The sequence below is a fragment of the Paraburkholderia sp. SUR17 genome, from assembly GCF_029536165.1.
Lineage (GTDB): Bacteria > Pseudomonadota > Gammaproteobacteria > Burkholderiales > Burkholderiaceae > Paraburkholderia > Paraburkholderia kururiensis.
Genome location: NZ_CP120508.1, coordinates 136,563 through 162,577 on the forward strand (window position 1 = coordinate 136,563; position 26,015 = coordinate 162,577).

Below are 26,015 nucleotides of genomic sequence, written 5' to 3' on the forward strand. Positions count from 1 at the left end.
TATGACCAAGGATCACACGAGCTCCCATTCGATGGTGAACAGCGTGTGTTCGACAACCTGCTGCTTCAGCTGGACTTCCAGTTGGGTAATCAGGTCATTGCGCTGACTCTCGACCTCGTCCTGTCGTGAGAACAACTCGCGCCGCAACTTTGAGCGCTTCGCTTCAAACTCCCGCTGGCGCTTTTGATGAGTCAGCTTTTCTTCGAGTGTGGGTGAAGTCGCTGCTGTGCGACGCACTTCCTTGATCTCGGCATCGATGGCCTTGATCTCTTGCTCAAGCCCCAACTTCAAATCATCTGCCCAGGCATCCAGCTTCTGGACTTCTTGGTCGAAGTAGCCGAGGTTGCGCTGGTTAATCTCACGGAGCAGGGCAATCTTGCGGGCCTCCACATCCTTGACGAGGGTCGCGTCGGCTGCGCTGAAAAGTCCCGGCGACTGTGACCGCGCAGGCAGGCGTAGTAATTTCTCCGGGTCGTCTTCTGACAGGGCGTGGCCATCCGAAGTACTGGCAGCCACTACCAAGTGCTGTTCCTCGTTGCCCAGCGCTTCCACTGACACCAGCTTCAGCGTCAACCAGCCAGTCTTGCCTCGATAGGCCTTGAGCGTGCTGATCTGAGCGCCGTAGGCGTCGTAGTCAAAGACGAGGCGTGTGCTGGCCAGTTCGCGGGATTTGGCTTGATGCGTGACCCAGGCAGCAAGGGGATGCCCGATTCGGTAAAGGTGTGCGTCGCCAGAGCGCCTTGGAAGCTCGTAACGGCCGAGATCGACGCCGTCGAGAGCGGCTTCGGGCGCGCGCTGGAGATCGAATCCATCATCATCAAAGGTGGCGCAGTCGGCCAGTTCTGCCTCGGTCAGCTCCATCAGCATCCGCTCGTACTTGCTGCGTGCTGCGCGACTGTCCTCCGCGCGCACGCGCAGCTTGTCTTGCACTTCCTCGTCGAAGTTCTCAAGCAAGATCTGGCGAGTCTTGACCATCGCCTCGCTGATTTCGCCTGACAGGTCGAGTTGCAGCTGTTCAAAGCTGGCCTTGATGGCTTCCGGATCACGGCAGTTCTGGTAGATGTCTGCAATGCGTCTTTCGAAGTCGACACCGGAACCGATGGCCCCCAGCACCTCATCGCTGGCTCCGAAAACGCCCTCGAAGAGCTGGAACTTCTGAGCCAGCAGTTCGTAGACCCGCGCGTCTGCCTCGTTGCTGCGGTCGACGAAGTTCACCACCACCACGTCAAACTTTTGGCCGTAGCGGTGGCAGCGGCCGATGCGCTGTTCGATGCGCTGTGGATTCCACGGCAGGTCGTAGTTGATGACCAGTGAGCAGAACTGCAGGTTGATGCCTTCGGCACCAGCCTCGGTGGCAATCATCACCGTACCGCGCTCTTTGAAGTGCTCGACCAGTGCGGCTCGGGTGTCGGCGGTCTTGGAGCCAGTGATGCGCTCCGTTCCATCGTGGCGCTTGAGCCAGTCTTTGTAGACGGCTTGAGCGCGGGCATCACTGTTGGTGCCGTTGAACAACACGATGCCTTCTCCGTAGGCCGTGTCCACCAGCAGAGACAGGAGGTATTCCTGCGTCCGCTTTGACTCGGTGAAGATGATGGCCTTCTTGGCCGCCCCGAGGCGCTCTAGCTCGGAAAACGCCCGATCTAGCGCGGTCAACAGCGCTTTGCCTTTGGCGTTGTCGCGGATGTTGGTCGCCAGCGTCTTGAAGTGCCGAAGCTCGGCGATTTCTTGGACTACAGCATCGCGTTCGTTGGGCGTTGGCGGTGCGGCGTTCGGGTCTTGCCCGTTCCACTCTTCAGCAGTTTCGTCGAGCGACTCATAGTCTTCGTCAAGGACTTCTGCCAAATCAGGAACATCCGAGGATTCGTCGAGCTCTCCTTGCAGGCGTTTGGCCATCGTCGCCAGGGCCCCGGCAATGGCGTGGGTGGAGGACGCAAGCAGCTTCCATAGCACTAGGGAGATCAACTGGCGCTGGCCCTCCGGCAGTGCCTTGAGGTTGGGCCGCCGCAGGTAGTCGGCAACGAGGCTGGACAGTTCCCGTTCCTCGGAGGACGGGGTGAACTCCTCAACGATGGCTCTGCGCGCCGTGTACGGTACGTACTGTTGAACTTGGCGGCGCAGCGTTCGCTTGCATACCGGGCCCAGACGAGTTCGCAGTGCGGCGAACGCCTGCTCTCTGGGCTGGGAAGTGAACTGGGATCGAAAGCTGTCGATGTCGCCGAACACTCGGTCGTCGATCATGCTCACTAAGCCATACAGCTCCAGCAGCGAGTTTTGCAGCGGCGTGGCGGTCAGCAACACCTTGGAGTGGACGTGGGCCAACGCTTCTTTCAGCGTCTTGGCGATGACATTGCTGGTCTTGTAGACATTGCGCAGACGATGGGCTTCGTCGAGGACGACCAAGTCCCAAGCGATATCCTTGATGTCGTCTGCTTTCGACTTCGCAAACTGGTACGAGCAGATGACCGGCCCCGATGCCATCAGGAATGGGTTCTGGCGTTCCTGCTTGCGGATGGTGTTGTAGTTCTTGGCCTCGAGGATCAGGCATTGCAGGCTGAATTTGTCCTGCAGCTCCTGATGCCACTGCTTGCGCAAGTTGGCGGGCACGATGATCAGGATGCTGCGACGGCGCTCGGCCCAGCGTTGTGAGATCACGAGCCCGGCCTCAATGGTCTTTCCGAGCCCGACCTCGTCCGCCAGGATGACGCCGCGCGAGAGTGGATTGCTGCAGGCGAACAGTGCCGCCTCGACCTGATGGGGGTTGAGGTCAACCTGTGAGTCGACGAGGGTAGATGCCAGCGACTCGACCGTGTCGCCTGCCGCACGCCGTGTCAAAAGCCACGCGTAGTACTGGCTTTGATGCTGCGTCAAAAGCTGCTGCGTAATCAACGGCGATCCTCCCCGTGTACCTGACCAGATGTGATTCGGTTGCAGACTTGGCGCACAGTCACTCTGCCTCCGGCTTCTTTTTGTTGATGCTCTCAGCGATCCAACTATCCAGCTCGGAGCGGCGAAACCGCCAAGTTCCTCCAAGCTTGAACGCCGGAATCTCACCCTTTTGGGCAAGGCGATAGACCGTCCGCTTCCCAGCCTTGAGGTACGCCGCGACATCTTCGAGCGTCAGGATTTCGCCATCTGTATCAGTCATGGGGTCGCCTTCAGCTTTTTGGCCTGCAATGGAATCGGGTTGCCAAGTTTGGCCGATTCTCCCACATTCACGCGCCATCGACTAAGGCCACTGGCCGGGCGGTGGCGGGTCACAGTAGAGGCAAGATCAAGAGGGAAGTGACGGCGTAGCGCCTAGCGGGATTGGTGCGCTTACTTGGGTGATCAGCCCGTCAAATTTTGGTTGTAAGAGGCGCTTTGTGGTGCGTGGCCAAATCTTCGAATCCGCGCCCTTAAGGCCAATGCGTTACTATCTGGCTCGGATTGCGGGCGCGGGTTCGGTCCCGTATTCCGCTCCACCAACAGACATTCCACGAAGTTCCGAAGTATTCCGCAAACCCCGCGTCCCGCAAGGCTCGCGGGGTTTTTGTTTCAGGCGACGAGCTTTACGACATCAATCGACGTCTGGGACGCATGGAGTCTTTAAAGACCGACTACGTCGCCGACCACCGCCTTCCAATCGGCATCACGAAAACAGCGCCCCAGCGGCCAGCGCACAAAGCCCTTACGCGCCCCCGACGCGCTTCCCCCCAGTCGACCCCCTCACCACCAATTCCCCCGGCAACACCAACGTCCGCGCCGACATCTCGGGTTCTGCCAGCCGCTGCGTCAACAGCTGCATCGCGTTCTTCCCAATCTCATACACCGGCTGCGCGATAACGGTGACACCAGGCGTCACGAGGTCGGTCCACGCATCGTTATCAAACCCCGCGAGCGCCACGTCGTCCGGCACGCGCGCCCCGTGCTCGCGCAGCGCCCGGTAAGCCCCCAGCAGCAACAGCCCGTTGCTCGCCACGATCGCATCCGGCCGCTCGTCTGACTCTGCCGCGAGCCACGCCGTCACCCGCGCGTGCGCCGCCTCGGGATGCGGGTCGACGAATTCCGCCGCAGCCAAAAGGCCATGCCGCTGCAGTGCCTCCACAAACGCCGCGTGCCGCTCGCGTCCCGTCGTACTCGCATTGCCGAACAGGCCCGCGCAGCGCTTATAGCCGCGCTCCACCAGGTGTTCGGCGAGGCGCGTCGCGGCGTCGCGGTTGTCGAGCGTCACGGCGTCGGTCACGCCCGCCGGGCCTGCGCGGTCGATCATCACTACCGGGAACGCGTACGCGCGCGCGTCGAACCGGCGTGCCGCCTCGTAGGTCGGGGAGTAGATCACGCCCGTCACGCGCTCGCTTTCCATGAGCCGCAGATACATGGCCTCCTTTTCCGGGTTCTCGTCGGTGTTGCAGAGAATCACGCGCATGCCCTGCGCGTACGCGGCGTCTTCTACCGCGCGGCTCACTTCGGTGAAAAACGGGTTGCGCACGTCGGAGACGATGAGGCCGATCGTCGCGGTGTCGCCCGAGCGCAGGCGCTGCGCGGCGGCGTTGGGCCGATAGTCGAGCTGCTCGATGACCTCGAGCACGCGCCGGCGCACGCTGTCGCGCACCGGGCCGTTGTTCGAAAGCACGCGCGAGACGGTCGTCACCGACACGCCCGCTGCCTCCGCCACATCCTTGATTCTTGGCGCCATGGAATGAAATCGATTTCTTGATGAATCGGCGTTTACCCTGGTCTCGCGGTATCCGTTCGCGCATCTTGCAGTGCCGCGCCCCGCTGGGACGGGCGACGCGCGCCTATTCTATCGGGCCTCCGCGCAACTTTCATCTTTGCCAGCGACTACGCGCCGTCTTGACGCGGAAAGTGGTATCGATTCCAATAGCGCACATTCCACGACCAACCAGGAGACGCGATGTCGCCGCTGCTTACTGCGGAACTCGTCCGGCTAGGTGCCGGGCCGGGTTCGAAACACGATGCGATCCGTGAGGCGGGCGCGCTGCTCGTCGCGGCGGGCGTCATCGAGCCGGGCTACGTCGATAGTCTGCAAGGGCGCGAGCAGGTATCGAACACGTACCTCGGCAGCGGCGTCGCAATTCCGCACGGCCTCCAGGAAGACCGCCATCTGATTCGCCGCACGGGCGTCGCGGTGCTCCAGGTGCCGGAGGGCGTCGAATGGCAGGGCGGCGAGCGTGCGCGGCTCATCGTCGCGATTGCGGCGCAGTCCGACGAGCACATTGCGCTGCTGCAACGCCTCACGCGTCTGATCGGCGACCCGGCGCAGCTCGAACGGCTGCTGACGGCGCGCGATCCGCAGATCGTCGTCGATGCGTTGAACGGCGTGTCGCTCACTGCAACGAGCGGCAGCGCAACGCCCGCAGCAACAACGCCAGCCGACTACGACCACCACCTCGACCTGATCCTCGACTACCCGCACGGTCTGCATGCCCGCCCCGCGAGCGCGTGGGTCGCCACAGCAAAGCGCTATCAGTCCGCGCTTCGTGTGCGCAACGGCAGTGTGGCCGCCGACCCGAAAAACCTCGTGAGCCTGCTGCAACTGGGTGCCACGGCGCAGGCGCGGCTGGTTCTCTCGGCGCAGGGCGGCGACGCCGCCGAAGCGCTCGCCGCGCTCAAGCGCACCATCGAGTCGCTGGCCGCGGAAGAGCACGAGCGCGCCGCGGCTGCACGCTCGCGTCGCGAGGCCGCGCAGCCGGCTTTGTTTACCCCCGAAGATCCGGCAACGGTGATCGAAGGCGTGGGCGCGGGTCCCGGCTTCGTCGCGGGTCCGGTGCGGGTAGTGCGCCACGCGCGGCTCGATATTGAAGATCGTCCAGGCGATGTGCTCGACGCCTCGCGTCGTCTCGAAAAAGCGCTGGCCGACACGGCCGCCGAACTCGATGCGCTCGCGCGCGAAACGACCACGCGGCTCGGCGCAGCCGAAGGCGAGATCTTCGCGGCCCAGCGCGAACTGCTGAACGACGCCGATCTGCTCGGCGATGCCGCACGCCTTACCATCGAGGGCCACGGCGTCGAGTGGTCGTGGCATCGCGCGGCCGACTCGCGCGCGGCGCAGCTCGCTGCGCTTCCCGACCCGCTGCTCGCGGCGCGCGCAACGGACTTGCGCGACGTCGCGCGTCGCGTGCTCAAGCACCTCGACGAAAACACGGCGAATCTGCACGCAGCAACGGACGTCGCAGCAACGCCCGCCATCCTCATCGCCGAAGACCTCACGCCCTCGGACACCGCGCAGCTCGACCCCGCCGTCACGCTCGGCTTTTGCACGGTGAGCGGCGGCCCGACCTCGCACACGGCGATCCTGGCCCGCACGCTCGGCGTGCCGGCGGCGGTGGCGTGCGGCGCGAAGCTGCTCGATATCGCCGACGGCGCACACGCTGTGCTCGACGGCAACGCGGGCCGGCTGTACGTCGGTGTGTCGGCGCGCGACGCCGAGCGTGCCCGGCAAACCGCGCTGCGTCTTGCCGAAGAGCGCGCCCGTACCGCGGCCAATCGCGCACTGCCGGCCACGACGCTCGACGGCCACGCCTTCGAGATCGGCGCCAACATTACGCGCCCGAGCCAGGTGGCCGACGCGCTCGCCCACGGCGCGGACGGCATCGGCCTGATGCGCACGGAGTTCCTGTTCCTCGAACGTCACGACGCGCCGAGCGAAGACGAGCAGTACGCGTGCTATCGCCAGATGGTGCAGGCAAGCGGCGGACGGCGGCTCATCATCCGCACGCTGGACATCGGGGGCGACAAGCAGGTGCCGTATCTGAACCTGCCGCACGAGACGAACCCGTTCCTCGGCGTGCGCGGTGTGCGTCTGTGTCTGCGCCGGCCCGATCTCTTCGTGCCGCAGTTGCGCGCGCTCTATCGCGCTGCGAAGGAAGGTCCGCTGTGGATCATGTTCCCGATGGTCTCCACGCTCGACGAGGCGCACGCCGCGATTGCGCTCGCCGAGACCGTGCGCGCCGAACTCGATGCGCCGAAGGTGCCGCTCGGCATCATGGTGGAGACTCCATCGGCCGCTGCGCTCGCGGACCACTTCGCGCAGGCCGTCGATTTCTTTTCGATCGGCACCAACGATCTCACGCAATACGTGCTCGCCATCGATCGTGAGCATCCCGAACTGGCGCGCAATGCCGAGAGCCTGCATCCCGCCGTGCTGCGCATGATCCGGCAGACGGTGGAGGGCGCGCGGCGCCATCGCAAGTGGGTGGGCGTGTGCGGCGGACTCGCGGGCGACCCGCTCGGCGCGGCGATTCTCGCGGGCCTCGGCGTGGACGAGCTCTCGATGAGCCCGCGCGACATCGCGGCCGTAAAGGCGCGTGTGCGCGGCGAGCGGCTCGATTCGATGCAGTCGCTTGCAGAGCGCGCGCTGGAATGCGGCGACGTCGACGCGGTGCGCGCGCTCGATGCGGCCGACGTGAGGGTCGCGGCATGAACACCGTCATCACCGTCACGCTGAATCCGGCGCTCGACCAGACCGTGCGCGTCGCGAACCTGACGCCGGGCGACGTGAACCGCGCGGAGTCGCTCGAATTCAACGCGGGCGGCAAGGGCGTGAACGTGGCAGGCTGCCTCGCGGACTACGGCGTGGCGACCATCGTCACGGGCCTGCTCGGTGCGGAAGACAGCGCCGCGTTCGACGCGCTCTTTGCCGCCAAGCGCATCGACGATCGCTTCGTGCGCGTGCCGGGCCGCACGCGCATCAACGTGAAGCTCGTGGATACCGCGCGCCACGAAACCACCGACATCAACCTCGCCACCACGCCGCCCGCGCCGGCCTGCGTCGACGCGCTCGAGAGGCGCATCGCCGAACTCGCGCGGCCGGGCCGGTGGTGCGTGCTCGCTGGGAGCCTGCCGCCTGGCGTCGATCCGTCGTTCTACCGTCGCATGACGCGCGTGCTGCACGACGCGGGCGTCCACGTGGCGCTCGACACGAGCGGCGCACCGCTCACCGAAGCGCTCGCCGCCACTAACGCGCGCGATCTGCCCGACCTCGTGAAGCCGAACCAGGCGGAACTCGAAGCGCTGCTGGGCCGCGCGCTCGATGACGACGAAGCCATCATTGCCGCCGCCTGCGAACTCGTGGCGCGCGGCATCCGTTACGTGGTGGTGTCGCTGGGTGGCCGCGGGGCGATTGGCGTGATGGCGAGCCAGCCGTCGGCTGGGCTGCCTGCTGTATCGCGTGTTGTGTCGCGTGTCGTGCCGCCGCAATCGGGCGCAACGGACGTGGCATCGCGCGCCGCGCCGCCCGTTTTCCAGATCTTCCGCGCGACACCGCCGCGTGTTCCTGTCGCGAGCACCGTGGGCGCGGGCGACGCGTTCGTCGCCGGACTTATCGCGAGCCTGATCGAAGCGCGCACCTGGGACGACGCCGGCCGCCAGGCCACGGCGTTCGCCGCCGCGAAGCTCGCGCGCGTGGGACCGCATCTGCCCGATCACGCGACGCTGGCCACGCTCGCCGCGCGCGTCGAAGTCAAAACATTCACGCTGTCCGCTGCGGACGGCGTCGTTCAGCCATGAGCCGCGAGGCCGGAGACACTGCAATGGAAAAAATCATCGGACTCGTGGCGGCGCCCGGACAGAGCGCTGCACCCACGTTCGCCGCGCAGGCGCTGAGCCGCGCGGCTGAGGCTCGCGGCGTGACGCTCGCCGTCGAAACGCGCAGCGCGCTCGGCGTGCAGACGCCGCTGTCCGCGGAAACGATTCGTGCCGCGAGCGGCGTGCTGATCGCAGCAGACGACCACGCCGCCGTGGACGAAACGCCGTTCGCCGGCAAGACCATCGAACGCGTGACAATCGACGAAGCGATTCGCGACGCGCAAGCGGTGATCGCGCGCGCGGCTGCCGGTGCATCGCGGGCAGCGTCGTCGCTTGCGCCGCGTCAGGCAGACGCCGCCGCAAAACCGGTCGCTGAATCCACTGGCGCGCGGCCTTTGAAAATCGTCGCCATCACCTCGTGTCCCACGGGCATCGCTCACACCTTCATGGCCGCCGAGGGCCTCGCGCAAGGCGCGAAGGTGCTGGGCCACACCATCCACGTCGAGACGCAGGGCTCGGTCGGCGCGCAGAACAAGCTCACCGACGCGCAGATTGCCGAAGCCGATCTTGTCGTGATCGCCGCCGACACCCAGGTCGACAAGAGCCGCTTCAAGGGCAAGCGGCTCTATGAAACCGGCACGAAGGGCGCCATCGGCAAGGGCGCGGCGCTGATCGAAAGCGCGATCGCGCAGGCGGGAGTCGAAGGCGGCGGCACGGCGGACCATTCCCCAGCCAGCGGCGCGGCGCTCGCCGATCAGGTCGCAGCGGCCAAGCAGGCGCGTTCGGCGAAGGCGTCCGGTCCCTATCGGCACCTCATGACGGGCGTTTCGTACATGCTGCCGTTCGTCGTGGCGGGCGGGCTGCTGATCGCGCTGTCGTTCGCACTGGGCGGCATCTACGCGTTCGACGACGCGCACAAAGGCACGCTCGCGTGGTCGCTGTTCCAGATCGGCGCGAAGTCGGCCTTCGCGCTCATCGTGCCCGTGCTCTCGGGCTACATCGCGTACTCCATCGCGGACCGCCCGGGCGTGGCGCCCGGCATGGTGGGCGGCATGCTGGCGGCCAGCCTCAGCGCGGGGTTCCTCGGCGGCATCGTGTCGGGCTTTCTGGCGGGCTACACGGCGCTGCTCATCAACCGGCACCTGAAGCTGCACCGCAACCTGGAAGGGCTCAAGCCGGTGCTCATCATTCCGTTGTTTTCCACGCTGATCGTCGGCCTGCTGATGATCTACGTGGTGGGCTCGCCGGTGGCCGCCGCGCTGCACGCACTGGAAGGCTGGCTGCGTTCCATGCAGGCCGGCAGCGCCGTGGTGCTCGGCCTGATTCTGGGCGGCATGATGGCCGTGGACATGGGCGGTCCCGTGAACAAGGCAGCCTACGCGTTCAGCGCCGGACTGATCGCGAGCCACGTCTACACGCCGATGGCCGCGACGATGGCAGCCGGCATGACGCCGCCGCTCGGCATTGCGCTCGCCACGTGGCTGTTCCGCGGCCGCTTCGGCGAGGAAGAGCGCGAAGCGGGCAAGGCGGCGGCCGTGCTCGGCATCGCGTTCATCACAGAAGGCGCAATTCCGTTCGCGGCGCGCGACCCGATGCGCGTGATTCCTTCGTGCATCGCGGGCTCCGCCGTGGCGGGCGCGATTTCGATGGCGGCCGGCGTCGAACTGAAGGTGCCGCACGGCGGTGTGTTCGTGCTGCCCATTCCGAACGCCGTCACGCACCTCGGCGTCTACGCGCTGGCCATCGTCGCGGGCACGCTCGTGACGGCGCTCGCGGTGGGCCTGTTGAAGCGTGCGCCGCAGAACGGGAGCAAGCCGCAAGCCGCGGCTGCCTGAGCCCCAGGGTCTGGTTTTTCGCCAAGGCGCCGTGACGGGCGCCTGAGTCTTCATCCGGTTGTATCCTCTTGGCTCAGCAAACGGCGCCGCCCCGAAGGCGCCGCGCAACCGGATCGTCACCCCATGAAATTCCCCCTGCCGCCTCAAGGGCAGCCGAATCGCGTCTACCCTCGCGGCGCGCCGCCGGGCCTCTATGGGCCCGTTTCGGTGCTGGCCGGCGCCGCTGTCGTTTCCGGTCTCTATCTGGGCCGGGCCGTGCTCATTCCGATCACGCTCTCGGTGCTGCTCAGCTTCCTGCTCGCGCCGCTCGTCAACATGCTGCGGCGTGTGCGGCTGGGGCAGTTCGCGTCGATTCTCGTCGCCGTGTTCTTCGCGCTCGCGGCGCTGCTCGGCGTGGGCACGCTGATCGGCGCTCAGGTGGTTCAGCTCGCGGCAGATCTGCCGCAGTACCAGGTTGCCATCGAACGCAAGATTGAAACCGTGCAGGAGAAAACGGTGCGCCGCGCGGACGTGCTCGCGAGCAAGGCCGCGTCCACGCTGCAACGCCTCGCGCCGTCGCGGCCCAGCCCGCCGCAGGGCTTCGGCAACCGCGTGGCGAGGACAGCGTCGGGCAACCCGATTCCGGTCGAGGTCCACGAGCCGGTGCCCACGCCCATGCAGCTCGTGCGGCGCGCGTTTTCGCCCGTGGTGGCGCCGCTGGAAACCACGTTCATCGTGCTCGTGGTCACGATCTTCATCCTGCTGCAGCGTGAGGACCTGCGCGACCGCCTCATCAGCCTGTTCGGTTCGCGCGATCTGCATCGCACCACCACCGCCATCGACGACGCCGCGCGCCGCCTGAGCCGCTATTTCGTCACGCAATTGGGGCTCAACCTCAGCGTGGGCGCGGTGCTTACCATCGGCCTCGCGGCCATCGGCGTGCCGGGTGCGCTGCTGTTCGGCGTGATTGCCGCGTTCCTGCGCTTCGTGCCGTACATCGGCATCTGGATTGCCGCGGCGCTCGCCACGTGCCTCGCCGCCGCCATCCAGCCGCAATGGACGATGGCGGTCTGGACGCTGATCCTCTTCATCGTCGTGGATGTCGTTGCGGGCCAGGTAGCCGAGCCGCTGCTCTACAGCCGCGGCTCCGGTCTCTCGCCGCTCGCGGTGGTGGTGGCTGCGATCTTCTGGAGCTGGCTCTGGGGACCCATTGGCCTCGTGCTCTCCACGCCGCTCACGCTGTGCATCGTCACGCTGGGCCGCTACACGCACCGCCTCAATTTCCTCACCGTGCTGCTGGGCGACCAGCCCGCGCTCACGCCGGCGCAGAGCTTCTATCAACGGCTGCTCGCCGACGAAGCACACGACGCCATCGTGCAGGCCGGGCGGCTGCTGCACGAGATGTCCGTGGTGGACTATTACGACCAGGTGGCGCTGGAAGGTCTGCAACTCGCGCGCAACGATGCGCTGCGCGGCGTGCTCACGTCTGAGCAATTGGCGCGCGTGAACGAAACGCTGATCGACATCGTGGAGAACCTCGAAACGGTGGAGGGCGCGCCGGACCCGCTCACCTCGGGGCAGAACGGCCGTGCGCCGGTGGCGGAGGGGCGCGAGCGAGAACCGGCCGCGGCGGCAAGCCAGACGGGCCAGGCCGACCACGCCGACGCCAATGCAGACGCCGATGCAGACGCCAACACCACACAACTTGCAGAAGGCGTCTCGGTGCTCTGCATCTCCGGACGCGGCGCCTTCGACGAGGTGGCCGCCGCCATCACGATGCAACTGCTCGCGCGGCTCAAGATTCCTTGCACGGCGGCGCGCTACGAGCAGTTCCGCTATCCGCGCGCGGACGCGCCGGAGATCAAGGTCGCGCCGGTGGTCTGCATCGTGTCGCTCGATGCCGCCGACTGGCCGCCGTACCTGCGCAACCTGCTGCGGCGCCTGCGTAGCCAGCAGGCGCCTGCGGCCATCGTGGTGGGCTTCGGCAAACAGCCGGACGACGCCGCGGGCGTCGAGACGACCGAGTCCACCGACGCGCTGCACGAGGCAACGACGTTCCGTGCGCTCGTGGAGCAATGCCGGGCGGCGGCTCTCGCGGCGAGTGCGTCCGCACCGGAGCGGGTCTGGACCGGCGACAGGGCGCGCTAGCCGGGCGGCGGCAGATCCGCCCGGCAGAGCACGTGCCCGGGCGGGCCGAAGCGGGTTGCAGCATGTTGAAGCGTGCCCCGGCGCGCCCAAACGTGCAGACAACCCCGGAGACCTTCCTCAGTTCACCAGATTGAATTCGCCGGCAAGCGGGTAGGCTCTCTCTGGGCGTGCTCGCGGCGTGCGCCTGCTCGACATCCGGCCGCGCCGAACCCTGTCTCGCTCCGTACGTACCTTGCGCCGTCCCTCATGCTGAAACGTCTGATCCGCCTGTTGCGCCATCCCGCCTCCGTCGTCTGGGTGAGTCTCGTGCTCGCCACGACGATCAGCGCGGTCGCGGTCTGGGCGGCCGTCGAGATGCAGCACGACGCAATGCGCCGCGCAAACGAGACGGCGCAGAACGTCTCGCTGCTGATCGAGCGCGACACCGCGCGCAACCTCGAACTCTACGACCTGTCGCTGAAGGCCGTTATCGACGGCCTTCACGCGCCCGGCGTGATGAAGCTCGCGCCGCGGATGCGTCAGCTCGTGCTGTTCGACAGCTCTGCGATGGCGCAGGACATGGGCTCGCTGTTCGTGATCGACGTGCACGGCAACGTGGTGGCAGATTCGCGCGCCGTGCCGCCGCGCCGCGTGAACGTTGCGGATCGCGACTATTTCAAGGTGCACCGCGATTCGCCGAACGTGGGGCTCTACGTGAGCCGGCCGTTCAAGCCGCGGCTCACCGCAGGCGACATGAGCATCGCGTTGAGCCGCCGCCTCTCGAATCCGGACGGCAGCTTTGCGGGCATCGTGGTGGGCACGATGCGGCTCTCCTATTTCCGGCGGCTTTTCGAAGGCACGAACCTGGGCGAGCGCGGTTCCATCACGCTCATGCTCACGGACGGCACCGTGCTCATGCGCCGTCCGCTGCGGGCCTGGATGGTGGGCGTCAACCTGTCCGGCTCGGACAACTTCAACGCTTTCCAGGCCGCGCCGGAAGGCCGGTTCTTTGCGCCATCGGCGGTGGACGGCGTGGAGCGCTGGTACGTCTATCGCCGCATCAACGGCTTTCCGCTGATTCTGAGCGTGGGGCAGTCAACGGCGGACATCGACGCCGAATGGCGGCGGCGCGCATGGATCATCGGCTTCTTGACCGTCTTGCTCGACGTGGCGATCGTGGCGCTTGCCGTGCTGTTCTCGCAGCAACTGCGCCGGCGCATCGCGATGGAAGACCGGCTGCGCGTGCTGGTTCGCACCGACGGGCTCACCGGCATCAACAACCGCCGTGCCTTTGACGAGCGCGCGAACAGCGAGTGGCGGCGCGCGAAACGCAGCGGCCGGCCGCTTTCGGCGCTGATCTTCGACATCGATTACTTCAAGACCTACAACGACCGCTACGGTCACGCGGCGGGCGACGACGCGCTCACTGCGGTGGCCGGCTGTCTTGCGTCGTACGCGCGGCGTCCCGGCGACTGCGCGGCGCGCTATGGCGGCGAGGAATTCGCGGTGCTGCTCGCGGAGACGCACGAACGCGACGCCATGCGGCTCGCGCAGCAGATTCGCGCAGCCGTCGAGGCGCTCAAGCTGCGCCACGCCAGCAACCCGCTTGGCGTGCTGACGGTGAGCATCGGCGTGGCAGGCACCGACGAGCACGCGTTCGGCACCCTGCCCGAACTCCTGGAAGCGGCCGACGCGGCGTTGTATCGAGCCAAGGCGGAAGGGCGCAACTGCGTGCGCTCGCCCGAGGCGCTGGAAGGGCAGGCTGAAGGCGCATCTGAAAGGGGGCCCCGGGTCGCGGTGGCAAACGCAAGAGAGACGGCAAGCGCGGTGAGGAAGGACCAGCGCGACCCGCACGTGGAGTCGCTGTCTTAGCCGCGGATTCTCACGCCGTTTCACGTCGTATCGCGCACTCGTCGCCGCACATCAAAATTTAACCCGGGTGATATTGCGGAGTTAATTTATACCCGGATATAATTTGTCGCTGATGACTACCCCTCAAGGAGCTTCGGCATGAGCAGCACGGCGAGTTGTACGGCGTTCGAAGGCACCCGGCGCATTGCGGGCGGCGCGCCCCGACAGGTTGCGGCGGCGGTCCGGCAATGGCTCGACAGCACGGGGGCGGACGCGGCGCACGCCGACAGTCGCTCGCCGCTGCTGATCTTCGACGACAGTTCCGGGCGACAGGTGGAGTTCGACCTGCGTGGCACAGTGGCGGAGGTCGAAGCACGGTTCGACGCGCAGAGCGCGGCGTCCGGCCGTGCGGCGCGGGCAGACGAAGCTCCGCCCAGCGCAGGCACGGCCCGATCCGCCCGATCCGCCCAATCCGACACCCCGCAAGCCGATACCTCACCCGCCAGCACCACCCCGCGTGGCCGTGGCCGGCCAAAGCTCGGCGTGATCGCTCGCGAGGTCACGCTGTTGCCGCGTCATTGGGAATGGCTCAATGGCCAGCCGGGCGGCGCGTCGGTGGCGCTGCGCCGCCTCGTGGAGGCCGCCCGCGCTGCGAACGGCAACAAAGACCGCGTCCGCGCCGCGCAGGAGGCGGCCTGGCGCTTCATGACCGCGCTGGCCGGCGACCTGGCGGGCTACGAGGAGGCCACCCGCGCGCTCTACGCGAGCGACGCCGCCCGCTTCAACGCCCTCCTGGCCGACTGGCCCACCGACGTGCGCGACTACGCCGCAACGCTCGCCGCCCCGGCGTTCGAGTGATTGCCTTGCCAGCACTATTCCCTCTTCGTACACTCGCGCGTAATTTGCCTCGGGCGCGCCCACGCGGGGCGGCCTACACGGGGCGGCCCACGCGGGGCGCCTCACGTTTGCGCGGCGCACGTCGTGAAGCGAAACCGCGGCAAGAGCAAGACCCTCCACGTCCAACCATAACGCCCCAAGAGGAGAACCATCGCGATGTCCGATTCCTACTTCCCGCGCTGGCGCACCCAGCCCGGCGCCGCGCACCGTGTGGTCGCGACCGACGAACGGCTGCCCTGGCCGCAGATGCTCGCCATGGGCGTGCAGCACGTGGTCGCCATGTTCGGCGCCACGGTGCTCGCGCCGCTGCTGATGGGCTTCGATCCGAACCTCTGCATCTTCATGTCGGGCATCGGCACGCTGATTTTCTTCGTGATCGTCGGCGGCCGAGTGCCGAGCTATCTCGGGTCGAGCTTCGCGTTCATCGGTCTCGTGATTGCGGTAACGGGCTATAGCGGCCACGGACCGAACCCGAACATTCCGCTCGCGCTAGGCGGCATCGTGGCGTGCGGCGTGGTGTACGCGGTGATCGGGCTCATCGTTTCCGTGGTGGGCACGAAATGGATCGAGACGCTGATGCCGCCCGTGGTGACGGGCGCGATCGTCGCCGTGATCGGGCTCAACCTCGCGCCCATTGCGGTGAAGGGCGTGAGCGGTTCGTCGTTCGATTCGTGGATGGCCCTTGTCACCGTGCTCTGCGTGGGCGGCGTGGCCGTGTTTGCGCGCGGCATGCTGCAGCGGCTGCTGATTCTGGTGGGGCTGATCATCGCTTACGTGATCTATGCCGTCGTCACGAACGGCTTGGGCATGGGCAAGCCGATCGACTTCGCCGTGGTGGCCAACGCCGCCTGGTTCGGCATGCCGCACTTCGCGGCGCCCGTGTTCGATGCGCACGCCATCACGCTGCTGGCGCCCATCGCCGTGATCCTGGTGGCCGAGAACCTGGGCCACATCAAGGCCGTGAGCGCGATGACGGGGCAGAACCTGGACCGCTACATCGGCCGCGCGTTCATCGGCGACGGACTGGCTACCGTGGTGTCGGGCTTCGCGGGCGGCACGGGCGTGACCACCTACGCCGAAAACATCGGCGTGATGGCGGTGACGAAGATCTACTCGACGCTCGTGTTCGTGGTGGCCGCCGTGATCGCGCTCGTGCTCGGCTTCTCGCCGAAGTTCGGCGCCGTGATCCAGACCATTCCGGGCCCGGTGCTGGGCGGCGTTTCGATCGTGGTGTTCGGGCTGATCGCGGTGACGGGCGCGCGCATCTGGGTGGTCAACAAGGTGGACTTCTCGGACAACCGCAATCTGATCGTCGCGGCCGTAACGCTCGTGCTGGGCGCGGGGGACTTCTCTTTGAAGCTCGGCAACTTCGGCCTGGGCGGCATTGGCACCGCGACGTTCGGCGCCATCATTCTCTACGCGCTGCTACGCAGGAAGCCCGCGCAGCAGGCGGCGGTTTAAGGCGTTGGACCTAAGGTTCTCTGGGTTTAAGGCGCTGAATAAAACCGTTCTTTCCGGATTCGTGCGGCACGGGCGCCGCACGAATCTCTTCAATGAGCCTTCATCTCGCAACGGGCACGTCCGCCGTTCTCACTCGTGCCCGCGTCCCCGCGAAGTCAGCGCCGTCTCGGACCAGTCGACTTCGCGCATCAGCTTGTTCAGCGTCTCGTCGTTGATCTTCTGTTCGTTGCGCTGCGCGAGCAGCGCCGCACGTTCGGCGCGCATCGCGGCAAGTCGCATCTGCAATTCCAGCGCCTCCGCGCGCCGCGCTTCGGCGCGCTTGCCTACGTCGTCGTCGCCGAGTGTCGCAAGGCGCCGTCGATAAATATCCATCACGCGGGCGGCGACATCGGTGGCGGAGGCGGCCTCAGCTTCGTCCAGATCGGCGCAGACCTTTTCGTGCTGCTGGTCCACCGCGCGAATCGCGGCCTGCGCGGCGAGCGTGCGCGCTGCGCGTTCTTCAGCGGCGTGCGGGTCGCGGCCGCGCAACGTCACGCCGCGCAACAGCAGCGGCAACGCCACCACGGCGACGATCAGCGACACGAGAATCACGCCCGATGCGATGAAGATCGCCGTATCGCGCCCCGGCAAGGGCTGCCCGCTGGATAGCGCGACGGGCAGCGAAAGCGCGCCTGCTAGCGTAATCGCGCCGCGCACGCCGGCAAAAGTGGTGATCGCCACGGTGCGCAGCCCCGGCACGGCGTTCGTCACGCCGTGCTTCGCCGCGCCGCGGCTCGCGAACCAGCGCAGCAGCCAGACCCACACGAAACGGATCGCGTAGAGCGCGGCGAGCACCGCGGCCACGTAGCCGATCAATTGCCAGAACTGCGCGCGGCCCGCGTGATGCGCGTCCACGAGCGCCTTGCCGATGATGAGCGGGAACTCGAGCCCGAGCAGCGTGAACACCATGCCGTTGAACACGAATTCGAGCATCGTCCACGTGCTCGCGCCGCGCACGCGCGCCGAGACGGGGCCGCGGTGGGCGAAGTCCGTGGAATTCATCGTCATGCCGGCCGACACGGCGGCGAGCACGCCGGACCATCCGAAGTGCTCCGCGAGCAGATAGGAGGCGAACGGCACGAGCATGGTCATGATGACGCCGGGCGCGGGGTCGCCGTCCGCGGACAGCGCGAAGAAGCGCGCAAACGCGAACGCGAAGACCCAGCCGATGGCGATGCCCACGGCAAGCCCGCCCGCCGCGATCACGAGAAAGCTCAGCGACGCCTCGTGCAGCGAGAACACGCCCGTGAGCGCGGCCGCTACCGCAAACTTCAGCGCGACGAGGCCCGACGCGTCGTTCATCAACGCCTCGCCTTCCAGAATGTGCATGAGCTGCGCGGGAATGCGGCCCTTGCCGGCGATGGCCGAGAGCGCGACCGCGTCCGTTGGCGAGAGCACGGCGGCGAGTGCGAACGCGACCGGCAGCGAAATGGCCGGCACCAGTGCGTGAATGAAATACCCGACCGCGAGCACCGTGGCGAACACGAGCCCGAGCGCGAGCATGAGAATCGCGCGCCGTTGCATGAAGAATTCGCGCTTCGGAATGCGCCAGCCGTCGCCGAAGAGCAGCGGCGGCACGAACAGCAGCATGAAGATCTCGGGGTCGAAGGTGACGTCCACATGCAGCCGGGGCCATGCGAGTACGGCGCCGAGAGCGATCTGCACGAGCGGCAGGGGAAGCTTGAGAGGCAACACGCGGACGAGGACGCCGGAGAGCGCGACCGCGAGCAGAAGAATCAGGACGACAAAGACGGTTTCCATCGTTTGTGTGCGCGAGGACACCGAAGTGCCGTTGTTCTTGTGCGCAGCATGAGTCAACGAGGCTGAAGTGTAGCCTGGGGCCGTGGCGCCTCGCCCCGTGGGCGGACGCGTCAGCGCGCCACGCCTCGCGTGCAGCAAATAACGCTTGAAATGCCGCTCGAAACGAAACATGGAGCGCGCCTGCCGATGCACCAGCCGCGTGCACGCGTGCCCGCTCGCGACGCACACGCCGTGCCCCCGGTGCAGCCGCCTATGCGGCGTTCATCGGAACGCGGGCCGCAGTGCGCATGGACCTTGCTTTACTCGTACCTGACGACGTACACCGCGAGACCGCACGCCATCGTCGGCGCGAAAGCCGCGCCCGCACCGGCGACGAGGCTCGCACGAGAGGAACGCATGACCATCGAGCAACAGGAACGAACCTTCGCCGTGCCGCACGGCTTCGAGCTGAGCATGGCATCCGGCATGCAGCGCTATGCCGCGCAGCACGGCGACTGGACGTTGACGAGCGTATTTCAACCCGTATTCAGCCTCTCGCACATGCGGGCGGTGGGCTACGAAGGCTTGCTGCGCGCCCACGACGGCCTCGACCGGCCCGTGGCGCCCGTGGACGTATTCGGGGCCGCCGCGCGCCTGGGCGAGGTGTTGCAGGTGGACCGGCTCGCTCAGGCGCTGCATCTGGAGAACTTCAGGCTGCTCGGCGCGCAGCGCGAGTGGCTGTTCCTCAACGTGCATCCGGGCACGCTCACGGAGCCGTATCACGCGGCGGCGCTGCTCGCCAACCTGCGCCGGCTCGACATTCCGCCGCGCCGCATCGTGCTCGAAGTGCTCGAGCAAAGCACGGACGACATCGAACGCCTCGCCGAGTCCGTGCAGGAGTTTCGCGAGCGCGGCTTTTTGATCGCGCTCGACGACTTCGGCGCCGGTCATTCGAACCTGGAACGCGTGTGGCAGTTGAACCCGGACCTCGTGAAGATCGACCGCATCATGCTGCTGCATGCGTCGCTGCGGCGAGACATGGCGGCTATCCTGCATGGGCTTGTCTCGCTGCTGCACGAAGCGGGCAAGCTCGTGCTGATCGAAGGTGTGGAGACGGAGCACGAGGCGCAACTGGCGCTCGCCTGCGAGGCCGACTTCGTGCAGGGCTTCTTCTTCGCGCGGCCGCATCCGGGGCTTGCCGACGCATCGCTCGCGGCCACGGTGATCGGCGACGTGACGGAGCGCTACCGCCTGCAGACCGAAGCGCGCGAGCGGCGCACGGCAAGCCGGCTCGCGCCGTACCTGCGTGCGTTCGAACGGGCAGCGGAGCGGCTGGGCGCGGGCGAGCCGCTGGAAGAAGTGTGCTGGAACTTTCTCGCACTCGACGACGCGGCGCGCTGCTTCCTGCTCGACTCGCACGGACGCCAGGCCGGCAGCAACGTGGTGTTGCGCGTGGACCGCGCGCAGCACGAAACGCGTTTCTTGCCGCTCTCCGACGCGCAGGGCGCCAACTGGCTGCGCCGCCCTTATTTTCGCGCGGCGATCAGCGAGCCGGGCCGCGTGCACGTGACGAAGCCGTACCTCTCGATCAACGAGGCCATTCCGTGCGTGACGCTTTCCGTCGCCGTGCAGGTGGGTGAACGTCTGGGCGTGCTGTGCGGCGACATCGACTGGAAAGACGATACGCTCTAGCCGCAGCCCGCAGCCCGCAGCCCGCAGCCCGCAGCCCGCAGCCCGCAGCCCGCAGCCCGCAGCCCGCAGCGCCGCGATTGACGTTGGCGCTTTAGGTCACTTCGCCACCACGACCGGAATGCCGCGCAGCGTGCCCGCGCCCTTCGCCTGATCGAGTGCCTGTTTTACGTGCGCGCCTGTTGCCGGTTCGATGCCGAGGCGTGCCGCCAGTTCGCGTTCGCTGCGCTTCACGCCCGCGAGGTTGGCGAGCTTCACGTGCCCGTAGCCGCGCACGCGTGCGTGCAGGGCCGCGAGTTTTGCGATGTCCTCTGAACTGACGTTGGCGTTGCTCGCGGCCAGCTTCGCGAGCGCGCGCTGCATCGTGGCTTCGTAATCGTCGGCGAGTTCGCGTTCCATGCGGCGCTCCAGCGTGCGGCCGAACGGATCGAGCGCGGTGCCGCGCAACCGGCGACCCTTCGCGAGCAGCCCGAGCACCGGCCACAGCCACGCGCCGAACTGCATCTTGCGCGGTGCGGTTTCATGGCCGGCTTGCTTTCCATGAGTGAGAACCGGCGGCGCCAGGTTGAACTTCACGCGAAAGTCGCGGCCCGCCACGCCTTCGAACTGCGCTTCCAACGCTTCTCGAAACGCCGCCTGCGTGTGCAGGCGCGCGACCTCGTATTCGTCCTTCACCGCGAGCAGCCGGTAGAACGTGGTGGACACCGCGCGGCTCACGGCCTGATCCGGCGTGCGGTCCGCTGCGCGTGCAGCATCCACGAGCGCGCGATAACGCTGAACGTACCGCGTGCCGCCGTAGGCTGCGAGGCGCGCTTCGCGGTCCGCCACGATTTCGTCGAGCGTTTCCACGCGCGACTCCGCCTTCACGGCGTGACGCGCCTGCCAGAGCGCTTCGAGCGCAGCCGGGTCCACAGCGGCGAGACGGCCAATCGAGAACGCCAATTGGTTCGCCTGCACGGCGACGTTGTTGAGTTCGATGGCCCGCATGAGCGCCGCGAACGAGACCGGCACGAGCCCCAACTGCCAGGCGAAGCCCAGCATCAGAATGTTGGCGCCGATGGTGTCGCCGAGAAAGCGGCTTGCGAGTGCCTGCGCGTCGCAAGCGTCGAGCCGGCCGTTGCCTGCCGCGTGACGCATCTTCGCGAGCAGCGCGTCGGCGTGCAGGTTCGCGTCCGGGTTTTGCACGAACGACGCGTTCGGAATGGCGTGCGTGTTGACGACGATGCGCGTGCGGTCGTGGCGCACCGTCTGTAGCGCGTCGGCGCTTGCGCCCACCACCATGTCGCAGGCGAGCAGCACGTCGGCCTGCTGCGTGTCGATCCGCACCTGGTTCAGCCACTCGTCGCGCGCGGCGAAGCGCACGAACGAGAGCACCGAGCCGCCTTTCTGCGCAAAGCCCATGAAGTCGAGCACGGAGGCACTCTTGCCCTCCAGATGCGCAGCCATGCTGATGAGCGCGCCCACCGTCACCACGCCCGTGCCGCCCACACCGGTTACGAGGATGTCGTAGGGCGCGGCGTCGAGCTTCGTTGCGGGTAGCGGCAGCGCGTTCACGCGGGCGGCGAGCGCGTCCACGTCGAACGCGACGCCCGCTGCCTTCTTCAGCTTGCCGCCTTCGATCGTCACGAAGCTCGGGCAAAAGCCGTTCACGCAGGAATAGTCTTTGTTGCACGACGACTGGTCGATGCGGCGCTTGCGGCCCAGCACCGTTTCCACCGGCTCCACGGAAAGGCAGTTCGACTGCACGCCGCAATCGCCGCAGCCTTCGCAGACTTCTTCGTTGATGAAAAGGCGGCGGTCGGGATCGGGGAATTCGCCCTTCTTGCGGCGGCGCCGTTTTTCCGCGGCGCAGGTCTGGTCGTAGATCAGCACCGTCACGCCGCTCGTGTCGCGCAATTCGCGCTGCACGGCGTCCATTTCACGACGATGGTGGAACGTCGTGCCCTTCGGAAAGAGGCCGTGATGGCCGTCGTACTTCTCGGGCTCGTCGCTCACCACGACGAAGCGCGACACGCCTTCGGCTTCCACCTGGCGCGCGATCTGCGGCACGGAGATGCTGCCGTCCACGGGCTGGCCGCCTGTCATGGCCACGGCGTCGTTGTAGAGAATCTTGTAGGTGATGTTCGCCTTCGCCGCCACGGCCTGGCGAATCGCGAGAATGCCCGAATGGAAGTAGGTGCCGTCGCCCAGGTTCTGAAACACGTGGCGCGTGTTCGTGAACATGGAATGCGAGGCCCAGTCCACGCCTTCGCCGCCCATCTGGATCAAGCCCGTGGTGTCGCGGTCCATCCACGAGGCCATGAAATGGCAGCCGATGCCGGCCTGCGCCACCGATCCCTCGGGCACCTTCGTCGACGTGTTGTGCGGGCAGCCCGAGCAGAAGTACGGTGTGCGCTTCACGCCGTCGGCTTCGTTGGAGAGAATCTGCGGCGCGACGAGATCCACTACGCGGTCGCGCCGGTCCAGCGCGGGTTTGTGCCGCGCGAGCCAGTCCGCGAACACGGGCAGGATGCGCGAGGGACGCAGCTCGCCCAGCGCCGAAAGCAGCGGCGCGCCATCGGCAGCGTGCTTGCCGAGCACGTGCGGCCGGGCGCCGGCGTCGCGGTTGTAGAGATAGTCCTTGATCTGCTGCTCGACCACGGGGCCTTTTTCTTCGATCACCAGCACGTCGGTCAGACCCGACACGAACGCGTCGATGCGCGAGAGTTCGAGCGGGAACGAAAGGCCCACCTTGTAGATGCGCACGCCAGCGGCGTCGAGGTCACTCACCGTGAGGTCGAGCCGGCGCAGCGCTTCCATGAGATCGAGATGCGCCTTGCCGCACGTCACGATGCCCACGTTCGCCTGCGGGCTGGGCGCGATCCAGCGGTCGATGCTGTTCGTGCGCGCGAAGTGGCGCACGGCGTCGAGCTTCGCCGCCAGCCGCGCTTCGATGGCGAGGCTCGGCAGGTCGGGCCAGCGGTTGTGCAGGCCGCCTGCGGGAGGCTCGAAGCCATCGGGCGCGGGCCAGTGCGTGTGTAGCGCGTCGAGGTCCACCGTGGAGCCCGATTCGACCGTCTCCGAGATCGCCTTGAAGCCCACCCACGCGCCCGAGAAGCGCGAGAGCGCCCAGCCGTACAGGCCGAATTCGAGCATGTCCGCGATGTTCGAGGGATTCACGACGGGCATGTGCCACGCCATCATCGCGAAGTCGCTCTGATGCGGCATGGACGACGACACGCAGCCGTGGTCGTCGCCCGCCACCACGAGCACGCCGCCGTGCGGCGACGAACCGTAGGCGTTGCCGTGCTTGAGCGCGTCGCCCGCGCGGTCCACGCCCGGGCCCTTGCCGTACCACATGGCGAACACGCCGTCGACGTTGCGCTCGGGGTCGCCTTCCACGCGCTGCGTGCCGAGCACGGCGGTGCCGCCCAGTTCCTCGTTGATGGCGGGCAAAAAGCGCACGCCTGCGCCGTCCAGCAGCTTCTTCGCCTTCCACAGCTGCTGGTCCACCATGCCGAGCGGCGAGCCGCGATAGCCGCTGATGAAGCCCGCAGTGTTCAGGCCTGCGGCGCGGTCCAGCGCCGCCTGCATGAGCGCGAGCCGCACGAGCGCCTGCGTGCCGGTGAGAAAGATGCGGCCGCGCGTGGCGGCGAGGTTGTCGGTCAGGCGGTAGTCGGCAAGCGGCGTGGGCGGCTCGGGCGGCTCGGGCGAGTTCGGCGGCAGGCTCTCGTCGGGCAGACGGGCGGTCATGAAGCGTCTCCTTGTTATGCGAGTCGCGCGCTGTGACCAATGGCCGCACCGCGCGAGAAGAGACCTTATTTTTTCGCGCCGATTGAGGAATGTTTTTTCTATCTCGGCGGGCTGTGCGCGCAATGTCGCAACGAGTCGGACGATTGCGCCGCGATTTGAGAGGGATTTGCCGCAGGGCGGTGGTGATGCTGTCAGGTGCTGCGCCGGGTGCTGCCGGCGGTGCTGCGGTCGGTGACCCATTTGGTGGCCGGTTCGGTGACCCGTTCGGCGCTGCTGCCGTTACCGTTGATCAAGCCTGGTCGGCAGGCGCCAGTTCGTGCGCCCCGAGCGGCACGACGTCGTGGAATCGCGAGTAGTCGATATGGCTTACGCCATCCACTTCCGTTATCAGGTCCACATAGCGATGGTCCCAGCGAATATCGCGGGCTTCCCACGAATGACGCGCCTGCATGGTCTGGGAGGTGGACTCGTCCGAGCCCTCGATCATGATGAGCAGCGATGCGCTCTGGCGCACGAGCGATTCGGCGGTTTCGCCGTAGAGCGGGCTCGTTTCGTCGATCACGTGCATCAGGTTCCAGCCCAGCAGGAAGATGGGATGCTGGTCGCGGACCAGCTTGAGATCGTGGATGCGCCGCAGCGTATAGCCCTCGGGCATGGTTTCGCGGCGCATGAGCCGCAGCTTCGCGCTGGCTTCGGCGATCACGTTCTGGCGTGCGTTGGCGGCGCGCACCATGAGCGTGGTGCGGCCTTCCAGCTGCCGCACGATGGCGTAGCGCGTGAACATGATCTTCGCGCGCGGCCGCGAAAAGCGCGCGAACACGAGCCCCGTGGCGAGCGCGATGCCCGACATGCCACAGAAGATTTCCAGCGTGGCGACGACGTGCGCGTAGACCGTCGCCGGATGCATGTCGCCGTAGCCCACGGTGGCGAGTGTTTCCACGCTGAAGAAAAACGCACCGGCGAACCCGGCAGGATTCTGGTTCGCAATGCCCGCACCGTTCAACTCATAGAGCACGGCGAAACCGGTGTTGAGCAGCAGGAAGAGCGCCGCGAGCGCGCCGAAGAACATCGGCCAACTGACGGTGAGCGCGCTGTGATAGAGGTCCTGCCAGAAGGGCAGCGGCATGCCGTGCGCAATGATCACGCGCGAGCCGAACGCCACGCGCCGGCCGTCGCGCCAGCGCTTCGCGGGGCGCGTGCTGGCGGCGTGGGCGTCCTCTTCACCGGGCGTGACGGGGCAGGGCTCGTTGTCCGCTTCGCTGCGGATTTTGCTGCGGCCGTTGTTGCTGCCGTTGCCACTGCGGTCGCTGTTGCCGCTATGGTTGCCGCTCTCGTCGGGACGGGCCTCGCCGCACGTGTCGTCTGCCATTGCGTTCGCTGAGGGATGAAAACGCGGATGAGCGTAGCACGGCGGCGGCCCGTGCTACCCGGATCGTGTGCCGGCGGCGTGGTCGCGCCGGGCCTCCGGTCCGGCGGCCCGGCCTCGATGAAACGTCATCGCGTCAAGGAAACACGCGCGGTTTCGGAATGCCGGCGCCGTGCTCGATGTCGGCCACCGCCTGGCGATGCGCGAATTCGACCGCCTCGCCCGCGTCGGCATAGCCGTTGTCGCCGCCCACCGTGGTCCACGGCTGCACGGCCTTGTCCTGATGGCGGATTTCGTACTCCGCGTCCCAGCGCGCGCCTTGCAGTTCGATGGGACGGACGTGGATGGCGTAGACGCCATAGAGAAAGAGCTGATCGGCCATGATCGCCTCCAGCGGTTGAATGCCTGCCTGGGTCGCCTGGGTAGGCCCCGGGTTCGGCACCTGAGTCGGCACCTGGGTCGGTACGCGAGTGGGTACCTGAGTCGGCACCCGGGTTGGACACCTGAATCAGGCACCCGACCCGGGCCCACGAGCGGCCCTACAGTTCGAGCTCGCCGAGAATGCGATGCGCGAGCGCCTTGGCTTCTTCCAGCGCCTCGTTGGCCGTGGCGGAAGTTGTCTCGACTTCGTAGAGCACGTTTTCCGGTTCCTCGCCGTCGTCGCGCGCGAGCGAGACCACGCCCTGGTAGTGCCCGCTGTTCGCGGGACGGACGGTGGCCGTGGCCGTGTAGATCCCTTTGGTGTAGGTGACGTCTTCCATGATGCGGCTCCG

Annotated in this window: 16 protein-coding genes; 8 read left to right on the forward strand and 8 right to left on the reverse strand. The window is 67.0% G+C overall.

Annotated elements, in window-relative coordinates:
• Positions 1-12: 12 nt before the first annotated feature.
• The 3 genes from P2869_RS00645 to P2869_RS00655 all read right to left on the reverse strand — a co-directional run bounded on the left by P2869_RS00645 (position 13) and on the right by P2869_RS00655 (position 4,675).
• Positions 13-2,886: an SNF2-related protein gene (locus P2869_RS00645; protein WP_277597182.1), complete on the reverse strand. Its 2,874-nt coding sequence runs from the start codon at positions 2,884-2,886 to the stop codon at positions 13-15.
• Between the two features lie 58 nt (positions 2,887-2,944).
• A complete protein-coding gene (locus tag P2869_RS00650) occupies positions 2,945-3,145 on the reverse strand; it encodes a helix-turn-helix domain-containing protein (protein ID WP_277597183.1) in 201 nt (66 codons plus the stop codon).
• Between the two features lie 522 nt (positions 3,146-3,667).
• Positions 3,668-4,675 carry a LacI family DNA-binding transcriptional regulator gene (locus P2869_RS00655; RefSeq protein ID WP_277597184.1) on the reverse strand — a complete coding sequence of 336 codons (1,008 nt, stop codon included), beginning with the start codon at positions 4,673-4,675 and terminating at the stop codon, positions 3,668-3,670.
• 219 nt (positions 4,676-4,894) lie between these two features.
• Between P2869_RS00655 and ptsP the strand changes: the two genes are divergently transcribed.
• The 7 genes from ptsP (at position 4,895) to P2869_RS00690 (ending at position 16,676) form a co-directional block, all read left to right on the forward strand.
• Positions 4,895-7,423, forward strand: coding sequence for a phosphoenolpyruvate--protein phosphotransferase (gene ptsP / locus P2869_RS00660; protein ID WP_277597185.1), 2,529 nt, complete (start codon positions 4,895-4,897; stop codon positions 7,421-7,423).
• Positions 7,420-8,508, forward strand: a complete 1,089-nt coding sequence (locus P2869_RS00665; protein WP_277597186.1) for a 1-phosphofructokinase family hexose kinase — start codon at positions 7,420-7,422, stop codon at positions 8,506-8,508. Before ptsP ends, P2869_RS00665 begins: the two co-directional genes overlap by 4 nt.
• A gap of 23 nt (positions 8,509-8,531) precedes the next feature.
• Positions 8,532-10,361: a PTS fructose-like transporter subunit IIB gene (locus P2869_RS00670; RefSeq protein WP_277597187.1), complete on the forward strand. Its 1,830-nt coding sequence runs from the start codon at positions 8,532-8,534 to the stop codon at positions 10,359-10,361.
• A 123-nt stretch (positions 10,362-10,484) separates the two neighbouring features.
• Positions 10,485-12,488 carry an AI-2E family transporter gene (locus P2869_RS00675; RefSeq protein ID WP_277597188.1) on the forward strand — a complete coding sequence of 668 codons (2,004 nt, stop codon included), beginning with the start codon at positions 10,485-10,487 and terminating at the stop codon, positions 12,486-12,488.
• A gap of 246 nt (positions 12,489-12,734) precedes the next feature.
• On the forward strand, positions 12,735-14,339 hold the full coding sequence (locus P2869_RS00680; RefSeq protein ID WP_277597189.1) for a sensor domain-containing diguanylate cyclase: 1,605 nt from the start codon (positions 12,735-12,737) through the stop codon (positions 14,337-14,339).
• A gap of 138 nt (positions 14,340-14,477) precedes the next feature.
• Positions 14,478-15,176 carry a DUF2239 family protein gene (locus P2869_RS00685; RefSeq protein WP_277597190.1) on the forward strand — a complete coding sequence of 233 codons (699 nt, stop codon included), beginning with the start codon at positions 14,478-14,480 and terminating at the stop codon, positions 15,174-15,176.
• 195 nt (positions 15,177-15,371) lie between these two features.
• Entirely contained in the window at positions 15,372-16,676 is a 1,305-nt protein-coding gene (locus P2869_RS00690; protein ID WP_017772500.1) for a solute carrier family 23 protein, read from the forward strand.
• Positions 16,677-16,805: 129 nt separating this feature from the next.
• Here P2869_RS00690 and P2869_RS00695 read toward each other — a convergent pair whose 3' ends face one another.
• The gene (locus tag P2869_RS00695; protein ID WP_277597191.1) at positions 16,806-18,476 is read right to left on the reverse strand and encodes a Na+/H+ antiporter; all 1,671 of its coding nucleotides are present in this window, start codon (positions 18,474-18,476) and stop codon (positions 16,806-16,808) included.
• Positions 18,477-18,872: 396 nt separating this feature from the next.
• Between P2869_RS00695 and P2869_RS00700 the strand changes: the two genes are divergently transcribed.
• Positions 18,873-20,147, forward strand: coding sequence for an EAL domain-containing protein (locus P2869_RS00700; RefSeq protein ID WP_026120982.1), 1,275 nt, complete (start codon positions 18,873-18,875; stop codon positions 20,145-20,147).
• 96 nt (positions 20,148-20,243) lie between these two features.
• Here P2869_RS00700 and P2869_RS00705 read toward each other — a convergent pair whose 3' ends face one another.
• From P2869_RS00705 to P2869_RS00720, 4 genes are all read right to left on the reverse strand, one after another.
• Positions 20,244-23,876, reverse strand: coding sequence for an indolepyruvate ferredoxin oxidoreductase family protein (locus tag P2869_RS00705; protein ID WP_277597192.1), 3,633 nt, complete (start codon positions 23,874-23,876; stop codon positions 20,244-20,246).
• 289 nt (positions 23,877-24,165) lie between these two features.
• Complete coding sequence (locus P2869_RS00710; RefSeq protein ID WP_277597193.1) at positions 24,166-25,245, reverse strand: ion channel; 1,080 nt, start codon at positions 25,243-25,245, stop codon at positions 24,166-24,168.
• A gap of 133 nt (positions 25,246-25,378) precedes the next feature.
• On the reverse strand, positions 25,379-25,624 hold the full coding sequence (locus P2869_RS00715; RefSeq protein ID WP_017772505.1) for a hypothetical protein: 246 nt from the start codon (positions 25,622-25,624) through the stop codon (positions 25,379-25,381).
• 157 nt (positions 25,625-25,781) lie between these two features.
• Positions 25,782-26,003, reverse strand: a complete 222-nt coding sequence (locus P2869_RS00720; protein WP_017772506.1) for a hypothetical protein — start codon at positions 26,001-26,003, stop codon at positions 25,782-25,784.
• Positions 26,004-26,015 lie beyond the last annotated feature (12 nt).